The 13,915-nt window shown below is 71.4% G+C and carries 9 protein-coding genes and 1 pseudogene; 6 read left to right on the forward strand and 4 right to left on the reverse strand.

What is annotated here, in order from left to right; genetic code table 11:
* Positions 1-42: 42 nt before the first annotated feature.
* From exaC to BCL76_RS17915, 4 genes and pseudogenes are all read left to right on the forward strand, one after another.
* Positions 43-1,566 carry an acetaldehyde dehydrogenase ExaC gene (exaC, locus tag BCL76_RS17895; RefSeq protein WP_109780490.1) on the forward strand — a complete coding sequence of 508 codons (1,524 nt, stop codon included), beginning with the start codon at positions 43-45 and terminating at the stop codon, positions 1,564-1,566.
* A 193-nt stretch (positions 1,567-1,759) separates the two neighbouring features.
* Positions 1,760-2,536 carry an HAD family hydrolase gene (locus BCL76_RS17900; protein WP_109780491.1) on the forward strand — a complete coding sequence of 259 codons (777 nt, stop codon included), beginning with the start codon at positions 1,760-1,762 and terminating at the stop codon, positions 2,534-2,536.
* A 175-nt stretch (positions 2,537-2,711) separates the two neighbouring features.
* Positions 2,712-3,452, forward strand: a pseudogene (locus BCL76_RS39845) (TylF/MycF/NovP-related O-methyltransferase).
* Positions 3,453-3,749: 297 nt separating this feature from the next.
* The gene (locus tag BCL76_RS17915) at positions 3,750-4,571 is read left to right on the forward strand and encodes an alpha/beta fold hydrolase (protein WP_109780494.1); all 822 of its coding nucleotides are present in this window, start codon (positions 3,750-3,752) and stop codon (positions 4,569-4,571) included.
* A 146-nt stretch (positions 4,572-4,717) separates the two neighbouring features.
* On the opposite strand, the gene BCL76_RS17920 is transcribed toward BCL76_RS17915, so the two are convergent.
* Positions 4,718-5,446 (reverse strand): hypothetical protein, encoded by a 729-nt coding sequence (locus BCL76_RS17920; protein ID WP_109780495.1) that lies wholly within the window; start codon positions 5,444-5,446, stop codon positions 4,718-4,720.
* Complete coding sequence (locus BCL76_RS17925) at positions 5,443-6,666, reverse strand: right-handed parallel beta-helix repeat-containing protein (RefSeq protein ID WP_258309774.1); 1,224 nt, start codon at positions 6,664-6,666, stop codon at positions 5,443-5,445. Before BCL76_RS17925 ends, BCL76_RS17920 begins: the two co-directional genes overlap by 4 nt.
* Before the next feature lie 174 nt (positions 6,667-6,840).
* On the opposite strand from BCL76_RS17925, the gene BCL76_RS17930 reads away from it, so the two are divergent.
* The gene (locus tag BCL76_RS17930; RefSeq protein ID WP_109780496.1) at positions 6,841-8,034 is read left to right on the forward strand and encodes a Dyp-type peroxidase; all 1,194 of its coding nucleotides are present in this window, start codon (positions 6,841-6,843) and stop codon (positions 8,032-8,034) included.
* Between the two features lie 116 nt (positions 8,035-8,150).
* The gene (locus BCL76_RS17935) at positions 8,151-10,370 is read left to right on the forward strand and encodes an SdrD B-like domain-containing protein (RefSeq protein ID WP_146228399.1); all 2,220 of its coding nucleotides are present in this window, start codon (positions 8,151-8,153) and stop codon (positions 10,368-10,370) included.
* Positions 10,371-10,641: 271 nt separating this feature from the next.
* Here BCL76_RS17935 and BCL76_RS17940 read toward each other — a convergent pair whose 3' ends face one another.
* Positions 10,642-12,168: a DHA2 family efflux MFS transporter permease subunit gene (locus tag BCL76_RS17940; RefSeq protein ID WP_258309775.1), complete on the reverse strand. Its 1,527-nt coding sequence runs from the start codon at positions 12,166-12,168 to the stop codon at positions 10,642-10,644.
* A 184-nt stretch (positions 12,169-12,352) separates the two neighbouring features.
* A complete protein-coding gene (locus BCL76_RS17945) occupies positions 12,353-13,756 on the reverse strand; it encodes a DUF5685 family protein (protein WP_109780498.1) in 1,404 nt (467 codons plus the stop codon).
* Positions 13,757-13,915 lie beyond the last annotated feature (159 nt).

Below are 13,915 nucleotides of genomic sequence, written 5' to 3' on the forward strand. Positions count from 1 at the left end.
CGCTGTCCGACGGCGGCCGGCGCCCGGCAAGGGGAGGACACCATGGCCCGCTACGCTGCGCCCGGAACCGAGGGGGCGCTCATGTCGTACGCGCCCCGCTACGACCACTTCATCGGCGGCGCGTACGCCCCGCCCGCCCGCGGCCGGTACTTCGAGAACCCCTCCCCCGTCAACGGCCAGGTCTTCACGGAGGTCGCCCGGGGCACCGCCGAGGACGTGGAGCGGGCGCTGGACGCGGCCCACGCGGCGGCGCCCGGGTGGGGGCGTACCTCGGTCGGCGAGCGCGCGTCCGTCCTGCTGCGCATCGCGGACCGGATGGAGGCGAACCTGGAGGCGCTCGCGGTCGCGGAGACCTGGGAGAACGGCAAGCCGATACGCGAGACCTTGGCTGCCGACCTGCCTCTGGCCGTGGACCAGTTCCGGTATTTCGCGGGAGCCTTGCGCGCACAGGAGGGCGCGCTGAGCCAGATCGACGACGACACCGTCGCCTACCACTTCCACGAACCGCTGGGCGTGGTCGGGCAGATCATCCCGTGGAACTTCCCGATCCTGATGGCGGTGTGGAAGCTGGCTCCGGCGCTGGCGGCGGGCAACACCGTGGTCCTCAAGCCGGCCGAGCAGACCCCGGCCTCCGTCCACTACTGGCTGAGCCTGGTGGCTGACCTGCTGCCGGCGGGCGTGGTCAACATCGTCAACGGCTACGGGGAGGAGGCGGGCAAGCCGCTCGCGTCCAGCCCCCGGGCGGCGAAGATCGCCTTCACCGGGGAGACGGCCACCGGTCGGCTGATCATGCAGTACGCGGCCGAGCACCTGAAGCCGGTCACCCTGGAACTCGGCGGCAAGAGCCCGAACCTCTTCTTCGACGACATCTGGTCCACGGACGACGACCTGCGCGACAAGGCGTTGGAGGGCTTCACCATGTTCGCCCTCAACCAGGGCGAGGTGTGCACGAGCCCCTCGCGCGCCCTGGTCGAGCGGGGCCGGTATGGGGACTTCCTCGACGCCGCCGTGGCCCGTACCGAACTGATCGTTCCTGGGCATCCGTTGGACACGGACACGATGATCGGTGCGCAGGCTTCCGAGGAGCAGCTGAAGAAGGTCCTGTCGTACGTGGAGATCGGCCGGCAGGAGGGGGCGAAGATCCTCACGGGCGGCGAGCGCCGGCAACTGGAGGGCGACCTCGCCGGCGGCTTCTATGTCGAGCCGACCATCTTCGAGGGTGACAACCGCATGCGGATCTTCCAGGAGGAGATCTTCGGCCCGGTGGTGTCGGTGACCTCCTTCCACGACTTCGAGGACGCCGTCCGGATCGCGAACGACACGGCGTACGGCCTGGGCGCGGGCGTATGGACCCGGGACATCAACACGGCCTACCGCGCCGGCCGCGCGATCCAGGCGGGCCGGGTCTGGACGAACTGCTACCACGCCTACCCGGCCCACGCCGCGTTCGGCGGCTACAAGCAGTCGGGCATCGGCCGGGAGACCCACAAGATGATGCTGGAGCACTACCAGCAGACGAAGAACATTCTTTGCAGCTATTCGCCGAAGGCACTGGGGTTCTTCTAGCGTCCCAAGTCTGCCCATCGGTATGGAGATTGCCGATCCAAAGGCACCCCGCGGCGTCGTACCGGGCGCAGGCAGGGCCCCGGGCACGGAGAAGCGGTTCGTTCACCCAGGAGATCGTTCTGACCGCTGTGCAGGTACGGGTGGTCCGACCGCGCCGCTGGTGACCTTGTAGCCGGTAGAGCGTTGCCCTCACGTGAACAAGCAACAGGTGGCCGGGGCTGCTCCCGGCAGATGGTCCGGGCCTGCCGAGTGGACGACGTTTCCCACGGCGGCCGACGGCGGCACGGTCTGGCGCGGGCCGGCGCCCTCGGCCGTGGTGTTCGACTGCGACGGCCTGCTGGCCGATTCGGAGCCCCTGTGGGCCGCGGCGAGAGCCGAGCTGTACCGGCGCAGGGGGCTGGCCTTCGGAGACGTCGAGCGGGAGGCACTGCTCGGGCTCGACGTGCCGGACGTGGCCGCGATGATGGCCGGGCATTTCACGGAGACGGGGCGTGAGCGGTTCATCGAACGGGAGCTCCTGGACGCCGGTATGCGGCGCATTCGGTCCGGGGTGCGCCCGATGGTCGGGGCCCTGCGGTGCGTGGCCCGGATCGCGGAGCTGATGCCGGTGGCCGTGGCGAGCAACGCGCCGCGGCGCGTGCTGGACCTGACGCTGGAGGCGATCGGGCTCGGCGGCCGGTTCGCCGTCACGGTCGCGGCGGACGAGGTAGGCGCTTCCAAGCCGGCTCCGGATATCTACCTCGCCGCGTGCCGGGACCTCGAGGTCCCGCCGGGCTCCGTCCTGGCGTTCGAGGATTCCGCCGTGGGGGTGCGGGCCGCGAAGGCCGCCGGGATCCCGGTCGTGGTGGTCGGGGGCACGTGCCCACTGGCGGACCTCGCCTGGGAGTCCCTCCTGGATCTCAGACTGGACCGGTGGCTCACCTGCTGGCGTGCAGGAGGATCCGAGGTCCTCCCGGAGCCGCCCGTGTAGCCGCTGCCGCGTGCGGCACCTCCATCCGCGGGTGGCCCGGGCGACCGGGGCACATCCGGCACACCGGCTCCCGGAGCGCCTGCCGGGCGGCTCCCCCGGGCTCGGCCGTGCTTCCCGCGCTCCTCCGACCGTGCGGGGCCGCACGTGTCCGCCGAGGCTGCTGAATCGTTGCGCCGTGTACTGCCCGAGGCGGCAGGACCGTCAACCCGTCCGAGACAGGACCACCATGCCCCACCCCCACCGCGACCAGATCCGCTCCGTCCTGGAGAGCGAGTACACGCGCACCGTCGACCGCGGGCGGCTCCCCGTCGTCGAGCGCGAGCTGACCCGCCTGACCCACGAGAACATCCAAGGCGCGATCGTGGAGCTGGGCTGCTACCGCGGCGCCATGACCACCTGGCTCCGGACCGTCCTGACCGGGCTCGGCGACGAGCGGGCCGTCCACACCTACGACTCCTTCCAAGGCCTGCCCAGTGGCGGCCGGCGAGACAATGCCACGGTCCCGGAAGGCGAGTTCACCGCCGGCCCCGAGGACGTCACCGCGCTGCACGACCGTTTCGGACTCCGGCAGCCCACCATCCACGCCGGTTAGTTCGCCGACACCCTTCCCGGCCGACTGCCCGAGACCATCGCGCTCGTCTACCTCGACGGAGACATGTACGACTCGATCCTCACCGGCCTGACCCACTGCGTGCCCCGCCTGGCACCCGGCGCGGTGATCCTGGTCGACGACTATGCCGACCCCGGCATCCCGCTCCAGCGGCCCGCCGTCGCCAAACCGAGGTACCCAGGGGTCTTCAAAGCCTGCCAGGACTACTTCGGCACCACCGCTTACCCAGTGGTCCGTGCCGGTGAGGGCTGCGAACTCGGGATCTACCGCCACGCGGCGTTCCACTCGCGTCCGCCCGCCGTCTGAACGAAAGAGTTCCAGGACATGGAGGAGGGCGGGGTCGACGGCTCCGTCGCGCGCGTGCAGGAGCCGGCGGATCAGGTTCCGACCGAGCCCGGACACTTCGCGCAGTGGTTGTCGGAGCTGATCGCGGAGCACCTGTGTGCGGCCATCCGCTGTTCGGCTTCCTCCCCCGACAGGCTTCCCCAGAGCAGGCGCGAAGGCCTGCCTGGCCGCAGTGGAAATACCTCGAGCAAATCGACGACGAGGGCGGAAGGACGCTGTGCCGTACGCGCATACCGCCGCCCGAAGGAGTGCCCGAACGTGCTGACCCAGGAGACCATTCCCACCGAGGCTGGTGTCTTCGACGCCTTGGCCGCAGGGCCCTCGGACGGAACGCCGGTCCTGCTGCTCCACGGCTTCCCGCAGTTCTCCGTCCAGTGGGAGCACCAGCTGCGGGCTCTTGGCGAACAGGGTTTCAGAGCCGTGGCCCCCGACCAGCGGGGCTACTCGCCGGGCGTACGGCCGACGGACCTGAAGGAGTACGCGACCGGCCACCTCGTCGACGACGTCCTGCGGATCGCCGACGCGCTGGGCTGGGACGGCTTCCATCTGGCCGGACACGACTGGGGCGCCGCCATCGCCTGGGCGACGGCCACCCTGGAGCCCGGGCGGGTGCGTACTCTGACGGCCGTCTCCCTGCCGCACCCGGGTGCGTTCGGCCGGGCGTTGCGCCAGGATCCCGTACAGCAACGCATGTCGCGGTACCAGGAGCTGTTCCGCCAGCCCCCTCCCGTCCCCGAGGAGGCGATGCTCGCCGACTTCGACCGTTTCGGCCTGCCCGACCCGCAGCTCGTGGACTACTACTACGCACGGTTCGCCAAGGAGCCCGGGCTGCTGACCGCCGCCCTGAACTGGTACCGCGCCGGCGGGTTTCCCAAGCCTGCCAAGACGTGTGTGCCCACCCTCCTCATCGCAGGCACCGACGATGTGGCCGTAGCCCTGTCGGGGATCGAGGACACCGCGAACTGGGTCGACGCCCCCTACCGACTCGAACTTCTGCCGGGCGTAGGGCATTTCGCTCCGGAGGAGGCGCCCGAGATCACGTCGAAGCTGCTGCTGGAGCACCTCGGCCCGCCGCGGTAGGCCCGGGCAGGACCCGGGCCCTCGCTGTCACGCGGCCCCCACGTAGGTGGGGGACTCCCCGTGCGAGGATCCTGTACCGCCCGGTTGGGGGCCATCCCCACGTGTGCGGGGCCTTGTACGCCACGGCCGAACGTCAAGGGCGCGGTTCAGGGAGACGGTGTCGGATCCGGCGGCAAGGGCGGGGCCGGGGTCTGGGGGAGGTCTGCGGTGGTCCAGGCGGTCTCGCCGCCGGGGCGGGCGGTGAAGCGCAGGAGGTTGCCCTTCGCATCGATCCAGTAGCGGGTGTTGCCGGGCGAGTTCGGGGCGCGCCCCGCGGGGGCCGGGCCGGAGACGACCATCACCGGGGTGGTGCCGATGCGTTCCTCGGCGAGTCGGCGGGCGGTGCTGTTGGCGAGGAGCTGGGCGTTGTCGGGGCGGTCGGCGGAGAGGTTGAGGAGGAGCAGGAGGACGGTGTCCAGGGTCGAGCTGAGCCGTTCGAGGGGCCGCTCCTGCCAGCCGTCCGCGGGCGGGTGCTCGGGCAGGGGGCCGGTGGTCGCCGGGTGGGTGCGTAGGCGGGTGAGGTTCCAGCGCACGAGTTGGGTGGTCGGTGGGTGGTCGTCGGTGCGCAGGGTGGCGTAGCCGGTGTGGCGGCGCCAGTCGATGCGGCCGGACAGGTACAGGGTGCGGCCCCGGGTGGGGATGGTGACGGTGATGTTGCCGGTTCCGCGCCGGTAGGTGGCGAAGCGCGCGAGGGCGAGGCGGTCGGCTTCCTCGGCGGTGAGCCGCCTGGGGCCGGAGCCGGCGGCGTCGGTGGTGCCATCGGACGGTGTGGTGCAGGCGGTGAGGGCGAGGAGGCAGGTGAGCGCTGCGGCTGCGAGGTGACGGCGGGGTGTCATCGGCGGTCCCGGCTCCACTCGGTGAGGAGGCCGGGGGCCGGCAGGTGTACGGACGCCAGGTCGATGGGGCCGGGCAGGCCGGTGGCGGGTTCGGCGGGGGCCGTGGCGGCGTGGGGCATCTGCGGCTGGGCGGGGGGAGCCGGGACGTCGAGGAAAGGTGTTCCGACGGGGGCGGGCGGGCTCGTGAGCCCGGTGGTCGGTCCGGCGGCCGGTGCCGCGTCGCCCGGACAGGCCATGGTCGTGGCGAGGTCGGCGGGGAGGGTGGTGGCGAGGGTGTTCCCGGTGAGGCAGTTGTTGCTGCCTGGGGCGCGGGGGGATGCCAGGTAGGCGACATCGAGGGTGTTGGCCTGGAAGAGATTGCCCTCGGCACGGTTTCCGTTCGGAGGCAGGTCCTCGGCGGAGGCGAGGACCAAGGCGGCGCGGGGATGGCCGGTGACACGGTTACGGAGGATCGTGTTGGCACGCCCCCCGGCGATGCCGATCCCGATGCCGAACCCGCCGTCGGCCTGCTCGGGCGTGTCCGGCGCGGCGTTGTCGGCGATCAGATTGCCCGCGATGGTGGCGCCGGTCTGCGGTACGAGGGCTTCCAGGTAGTCGGAGTTGACGGTCATGCCGACCCGGTTGCCGCTGAAGCGGTTGCCGGTCACCCACATGCGGTCGCTGGCGTTGGTGCCTTCGTAGCCGACCGCGTTGCGTTCGGCGAGGTTGCCCCGGACGGCGATGTCGCAGGGCTTGCACTGGCCGACGTACAGGCCGGAATCGGCGGAGCCCGAGGCGTAGTTGTGCTCGATGAGGCCGTGGTGGGCGTTGAAGGCGTAGATCCCGTAGAGGCCGTTGTTGACCGCGGTGACGTAGCGGACGCGGAAGCCGTTCAGGGGAGGGTCGGTCTTCGGATCGAGCAGGTGGTAGCCGTCGCTGCCGCGGCCCACGCCTTCGCCCCCGCTGGTCATGCCGGTGACGAGGACGCCGTTCTGGAGGTGGCCGCGCACGGTGAGGTTCTCCACCGAGGTAGCCGGTGCGGTCACGACGACACCGTTGCCCCGGCGCCCTTCGCCGTCGATGACCACGCGGTTGCGGTCGGCGCCGCGGAGCACGATCCGCTCGGTGCGGATCGTGACGGTCTCCTTGTAGACGCCGGGCGAGAGGAGGACGAGGTCCCCGGGACGGGCACGGTCCACCGCCTGCGTGATGGTCGAGGCATCGGCCGGAACCCGGATCACGCTTGGCGAATGCCCTTTGTCCGTGGTCGCGGCACCGCCCGCCGGGAGCAGTCCGCAGGAGGCGGTGAGGGCAAGGGTCGGTACCGCCGCGAGGGTTCGCCACCGTGAACGCAGCACTGGGAGGCCTTTCCTTCCGGGTCGGACGGAAACAAGATCGACACTTAGAGTAGTCGAATGAACTCACCGAGTAACAACTCTGGTTCGGAGGGGCGACGCCGGCTGCTGCTCGGCCTGATCCCCGCGACCCTCGCCCTCGGAGCCTGCCGCGCGACACCCGGCCCACCGGGCCGCACCGTCACGACGACACCGCCCGCGGCACCCGGACCCGGGGCACCCGTGGTGGCGGCCGGTGCACACCAGGCCGGCATCGACCGGCCGCGGCAGCCGCAGCAGCACACCGTGCTCACGGTCTACGGACTCCCGGAGGGCGGGGCTCCCCCCGCCGGGATGCTGGGCCGCCTCGGGGCCGTGATCGCGGAGCTGTCCTCCCGAGCGGCGGGCGGGCGGCTGGCAGGCATGCCACCGGGCGATCTGACGGTGACCGTCGGCGTGGGACCCCGGCTGGTGTCCGCCGTCGACCCGAAGCTGCCCGGCGCCGCAGAACTCCCCGCCTTCGCACGGGAGGAGCGCGGGGAGCTGACCTGGGGCGGCGATCTCCTCGTCCAGATCTGCGCGGGCGATCCCCTCGTGGTGGGCCTCGCCGACACCTCCCTGTCCGCGTCCCTCGCGGCCGACGGCTGCGTCCCGCGTTGGTCCCAGCCAGGATTCCGCCCCGCCGGCACCGGCGCCGTCCGCAACCTTCTCGGCTTCCCCGACGGCATCGAGAACCCGCGCTCCGCCGCCGAGCTGGCGGGACACGTGTGGCTGCCGGCCGGCGGGCCGCTCGCCGGGGGGACGATCGCCGTCGTCCGGCGTCTGCGCATCGACGTACCCGAATTCCAGGCGCAGCCGGTGTCCGGGCAGGAGCGCGTCATCGGCCGCCATCGCGACGACGGCTCGCCCCTGAGCGGCGGCTCCGCGACGGACCGGCTCGACCTGTCGGCCAAGACCTCGGACGGGCGCTACCTCGTACCAGCCATGGCCCACGCCCGGCGCGCCAACTCCCTCGCCTCGGGGGGCGGCCTGATGCTCCGGCGCGGCTACAGCTACCGCAACGCTCCCGACGACCAGGGCCTGCTGTTCGTCAGCCACCAGCGGGAGCTGCGCACGTTCACCGCCACCCAGCAGCGGCTGGACGAAGGGGATGACCTGATGCGCTTCGTCACCGCCACCGCCTCGGGCACCTTTCTGATCCTGCCCGGCTTCGACGGTAGGCGCCCCCTCGGGCAGCCACTGTTCGGCACAACGTCAACGCGACGCACCCCCTGACCCTTTGGAGGGAACTTCCGTGTGTCCGGCGTGCGCCGCGCGCAACCCGCCGACCATGATCAATGACTACACAGAGTATTCAATTTCGCGACTTTGTGTAATCAGGGAGGCTTTTCTTGCGCGCATTCACACGAGCCGCGTTGGCGATGACGGCTGTCGTCGCCCTCAGCGGCGGTCTGCTCCAACAGGCCGTGGCGGCGGATGTCGACGACGGCACGGTCCGGGTCAGGGTGATCCGGGACTCCGATTCCAACGGCTTCTGGGACCGGCTGAAGGAGATCGGCGTCTCCAGCATCACCGTGGAACTGACCGATGTCGACGGGAACGTCCGGACGGCCCGGACCGGCCCCGACGGCGTGGCCGTCTTCCCGCCGTCCGCGAACCTCTTCGAGGGCAAGTACTACGTACGGCTCCGGCTGCCCAACGGCACTTTCCTCCACGACTCCTTCGCGGCCACCGGCGGTCTCGCCGCCCAGGGCACCATCGTCGACGTGCGCGACGGCGAGGACGCCGAGATCACCATGGGCGTGTGGAACCCGGCCGACTACTGCCAGGACAACCCCGAACTCAGCACCCCCTGCCAGGTCGCCGCCAACAAGGACGGCGACGTACGCACCACCGTGCGCTTCCCGTTCAGCGCCCGCGGTGACAGCACCTCCCAGAACAACGTGACCACCCTGGCCACCCGCGACGACACGGGCAACACCTACGGCCTGGCCTACCACCGCGAACAGCGGCGCATCTTCGCCGGCGCCTACGCCAAGCGGCACACGGTCTACGGCCCCGCCGGCACCGGCGGCATCTACGTCACCCCGCGCGCCGGCGGCGCGACGACCCTGTTCGCCACGGTGCCCAACGCGGGCAACACGGCGCACAACGATCCCGTCCGCTTCGACGGCGAGTTCGTCGCGGCCGTCGGCAAAGAATCGCTCGGCGACATCGAGATCTCCGAGGACAACAAGGAGCTCTACGTCGTCAACCTCAACGACCGGCAGCTCTACACCTACGACGCCGACCAGCCCACGGCCACGGCCCCCATCGACGTCGTCCCGATCCCCAACCCCGGGTGCCGCGCCGCGGGGGACTGGCGCCCGTTCGGTCTCGGTGTACGGGACGGCGTCGTCTACGTCGGCGGCGTCTGCTCCGGCGAGTCCACCCAGAACCGGGCGGACATGGAGGCCGTCGTCTGGACGTACTCCCCTCAGACGAACACCTTCGGAGCGTCGCCCGTCCTGCGCAAGATCCTCAACTTCCCGCGTGGCCAGGCCAGCTCCGCCGTCCCCGGCTCCAACGTCTGGAACCCTTGGCTCCCCAACGCGAGCGCGTTCCCGCAGCAGATCGTCTCCCGTCCCGAGCCCATGCTCAGCGACATCGAGGTCGAGAGCAACGGCGACCTGATCCTCGGCTTCCGCGACCGGTTCGCCGACATGACCGGCTACGAGATGCCCCACCCCAACCCCGCCTTCCAGGGCCGCCTCTGGACCACCCACTCCGGAGGCGACCTCAACCGCGCCTGCCGCAAGGCCAACGGCACCTTCGACTGGGAGGGCACGGGCAACTGCCCTAACAACGCGCCCACCCAGCCCAACGGCGGACAGCCCGCGAACGTCGTGGAGTTCTACCCGGGTGACTTCATCACCACCCTCGAACACCTGGAGACCGCCCAGGGCGCCATCGCCCTGTCCCTGCGCGAGCAACGGGTGGCCAGCACCATGCTGGACCCGGGGGGCCAGTACTTCACCGGCGGAACGGGCTACTTCGACCGGCTCACCGGCAGCCGCGGGTCCGACCCGAATCAGCAGGGCTTCACGATCCAGTACCTCAACGCCCACCAGGACGGCGGCTTCGGCAAGGCCAACGGCCTCGGCGACCTGGAACTGCTCTGCGACGAACCCGCCGTACAGATCGGCAACCGCGTCTGGTGGGACCGCAACCAGGGCGGCGGCCAGAGCGTCGAGGTCGACGAGCCCGGCATTCCTGGAGTGACCGTCCAGCTCCTCACCGCCGACGGCACCCTCCTCGCCACCACGACCACCGGCGCGGACGGCACCTACTACTTCGGTCCGCAGCACGGACTGCGCCCGAACACCTCGTACAAGATCCGCTTCGACAAGTCCACCGCCGACACCGGCGTCATCAACCCCCGCCGGCCCCCGGCCGCCAGCAGCCTCGTCTGGTCCCCGCAGAACGCCGCGGGCGCGGCAGGCGACCTCGACTCCGACCCGTCCCCCGACGGCCCGGCCAACGCCCGAACCGCCACCGTCGACATCACCACCGGTCCGCCCGGAACCGTCGACCACACGATCGACGCCGGCCTGTTCGTACAGCGCCTCTGACGTTCCACGCACCAACGGGACCCCGGCCGTCCGTGGACGGCCGGGGTTTCCGGGCCAGCCCCCACCAGAGCGCCACGCGTACCACGGTTTCAGCAGGTCAGCATGGGTGCAGCTGCTGTACCACCGGCAGACGAAAAACCTCCTGGTCTCGTACTCCCCCAAGCGCCTCGGCTTCTTCCAGGCGCACGAGAAGCGGCGCCTGGCCGGGGCTTTCCCCCGGCCAGGCGCCTTCTTCGACCGCCGGCGGGCATCGGACCCTTGATGCTGGGCGTCAGGTGGGGGTGTGGGCCGTCTTGTTCGTCGTGGTGCCGTCTTCGTCCTGGGCCTCGGGCGCAGCGGGCTGTTGTGGAGCGGGTGGGGTGCGGATCAGCAACGCGACCAGCACGGCCAGGGTGCCCAGCACGGCGCCGATGCCGAAGCCCCAGCGGATGCCCGTGGCGAGGGCGCCGGTCGGGTCGGCGCCCTCGGCCGCCGCCGTGGCGGCGTGTCCCGACATGACGCTGATGACCAGGGCGGTGCCGGCGGCGGCCGCGACCTGCTGGAGCGAGCCCAGGATGGCGGAGCCGTGGGGGTAGAGGTGCGGCGGCAGTACGGCGAGGCCGGAGGTGAAGACGGGGGTGAAGACGAAGGCCATGCCCGCGCTCAGGGCCACGTGCAGGGCGAGCACCAGCCACGGCGAGGTCCGTTCCGCGGTGAGGGCGAACAGCGCGAGGCAGAGCGCTGTCAGTGCGGCTCCCGGGACGACCAGGCGCGGTGCGCCGAATCGGTCGTAGAGCTTACCGACCTGTGGTCCGAGCAGGCCCATGGTCAGGCCACCGGGGATGAGGAGCAGCCCGGTCTGCAGCGAGGTCAGGCCGCACACCTCCTGCAGATAGATCGGCAGCAGGATGAACGTCCCCATGAGGGCCATGAAGGACAGGCACATCAGGCCGAGCGCCACGGAGAAGTGGCGGAACGTCAGGGCACGCAGGTCCAGCAGCGGTGCGGACGAACGCTGCAGTGCCAGCTGTCGCCATACGAACAGCCCTACGAGCACGGCGCCGGCCAGGGTGGTGGCCTCCGGGGGCACGAGGGCCTGGGCCGCGTTCTCGGCGCCGAGCCCGCTCAGGCCGAAGACCAGGGCGCCGAAGCCCGCCGCGGCCAGGGGGACGGACATCCAGTCGATCGGGGTGGCCTGCGGCTCGCCGATGTTGATCAGGTTGCGCCGCCCGAAGACGGCCATGGCTCCGGCGATGGGGAGCACGGCCAGGAAGAGCAGGCGCCATGACCCGAGCTGCAACAGCACACCGGAGACGGCGGGGCCGAGGGCGGGTGCGACCGAGATGACCAGGGTGATGTTGCCCATGACACGGCCGCGGTCGTGCGGGGGCACCAGGGTCATCAGCGTCGTCATGAGCAGCGGCATCATGACGGCGGTGCCGCCGGCCTGGACGACGCGGGCGGCCAGCAGTACGGGGAAGGCGGGCGCGGCCGCGGCCAGAGCCGTGCCGGCGAGGAACAGCGCCATGGCGAGGGTGAAGGCGGTCCGAGTCGTCACGCGCTGCAGGAACCACCCCGTCACCGGGATGACGACGGCCATGGTGAGCATGAAGGCCGTGGACAGCCAGCCGGCGGCTGCCGCGGTGACCTCGAAATCGCGCATGAGCCGCGGGATCGCGTTGACCATGATCGTCTCGTTGAGGAGGACGACGAACGTGGACAGCACGAGAATCCGCAGCACGGCGGTGACGCGGGCGGGCGAGAGGGTGGGCGGGAGGGTGGGCGTTGCGTGTGGCGCGGGCATGGTGCCTTCCGTCATGTGAGTGTCCTCCGCACGTGGGCAGGTCACACTGTCAGACTGCGGCGCCGGGAAGAACTCATCGGTGTTCTCCGAATCCTTTCGGTGCCGCCGCCCGAGCGCCAACCATTTTGCCGACCCGGAACGGCCGGGACACGGCTTCCGGGGGTATTCCGCCGGGCGGGGAACCGGGTTCATCCGTGGTTCAGTCGCAGCAGTCGCAGCAGCACTTGCACGGATTGCAGCAGCCGCCCCCACCACCGCCGCAGCCGTCACCCGAGCCTCCGCCGGAGCCACCCGAGCCGCCCGAGCCATGGCCGCCGCCGGAGCCGGAGCCGCCGGAGCCGCCGTACGACCCGCCCCCGTTGCCGCCGCTCTGGCCGCCGAACCAGCCGTCACCGCCGGAACCGTCCCTGCCGGAACCGTCCCGGCTCGAGCCGCCGTTGCGGTTGCCGTCGCCGAACTGCCAGGACTCGCCACCGTCCTGGCCGTCGTCCACGCGGCAGCGGCAGCACCGGAAGCACAACCTGCAGTCGCCGCACAACCGGGCCGACTCGCGACACCGGGGACACTGCCCCTGTGAGGGCCGGCCCGACGCCATCACCCCGCCCTGCGGTGCCGCGCCCGTGAGCTCCCCCACGCCGCAGGCCGCGCCCGTGCCGGTCTGCGAGGGCGCTGCCGTCTCCGTACGGCGTCCCAGCCAGGGCAGCATGCGCGGGGCCCGGACCTGGCGGCGGTGCTGATGGTGACGGTGCCGGGGGTCGAAGACGCGATCGACGGCGCGCTCCAACTCGCCGCCCAGAAGCACCTGCACCAGCCGACCGTCGACGAACACGGCGTCGGAAAGGGCGAGTCGGATCCCGTGGACGGCGTCGTCGCAGAGCCGGCGGACCTCGGCGCGGTCCGCGCCGGTCACCGCGACCGGGTTCCACGCGCCGGAGGCCTCGTCCGCGTCCAGGTCCTCCACCGCGTCCAGCAGATGCGCCAGCCGACCGAACAGCCGGCCGGCTTCCGCCAGCGGTTCGGCGTTGCCCGGGCGGTTCGTGAGCACCGCGGTGTGGGCGAAGGCGGCCGCCGTCGCCGTCTCCGCGGGCTCCGTGACCGTCAGCAACGAGTCGCCGGGGCCGGTAGCCCGTTCGACGTCCGGCTGGCGCTCGACCGCGTCGAGCAGCAGCGCGGTGTCGAAGCCGAGCCGGTCGCCGCCCGCGACGCCCGCACGGTCCCAGTTCCGGGCGATACGGCGTGCCGCCGACGCCACCGGGCGGCGCCCCACCAGCCCGTCGCCATCGACCGCATGGTCGCGCATCTTCGCCGCGGCCAGCACCAGCGACACCGTCGCCGCCAGCCGCGCGCCCTCGCCCTGCGCCACGTCCGCCGACCGCATCCCGCGCAGCGGGCACGGACCGGCACCACGCCGCCGGTCCCCGGTACGCTCCGACTGCGCTTCGGTCAGCACCGAGACGATCAGGCCGTCGTAGTTGGTGGCCACTCTCGCGAACTGCCCGTACTCGCTCCGCAAGGCCAGGCACAGCCCGCACAGATGCGCCATCCACTCGGTACGCAGGCCCTCGCCCAGGCGATGACGGCATGGTCTGATGATTCCGAACACCGATGTTCTCCCCCGTAGGAACAGCTACCCGCACGCGTCCGCTCGGGTGGCTCACGGACATACGACCGCAGATGAGACAGACACGACCCGGCGTGACGTCGACCGCATGTGACATCGACGCGCGGCCGACATCCTAAAGGGTCCCTTCCGAGGGGTGTC

It is taken from the genome of Streptomyces sp. CG 926, from assembly GCF_003148825.1.
GTDB lineage: Bacteria > Actinomycetota > Actinomycetes > Streptomycetales > Streptomycetaceae > Streptomyces.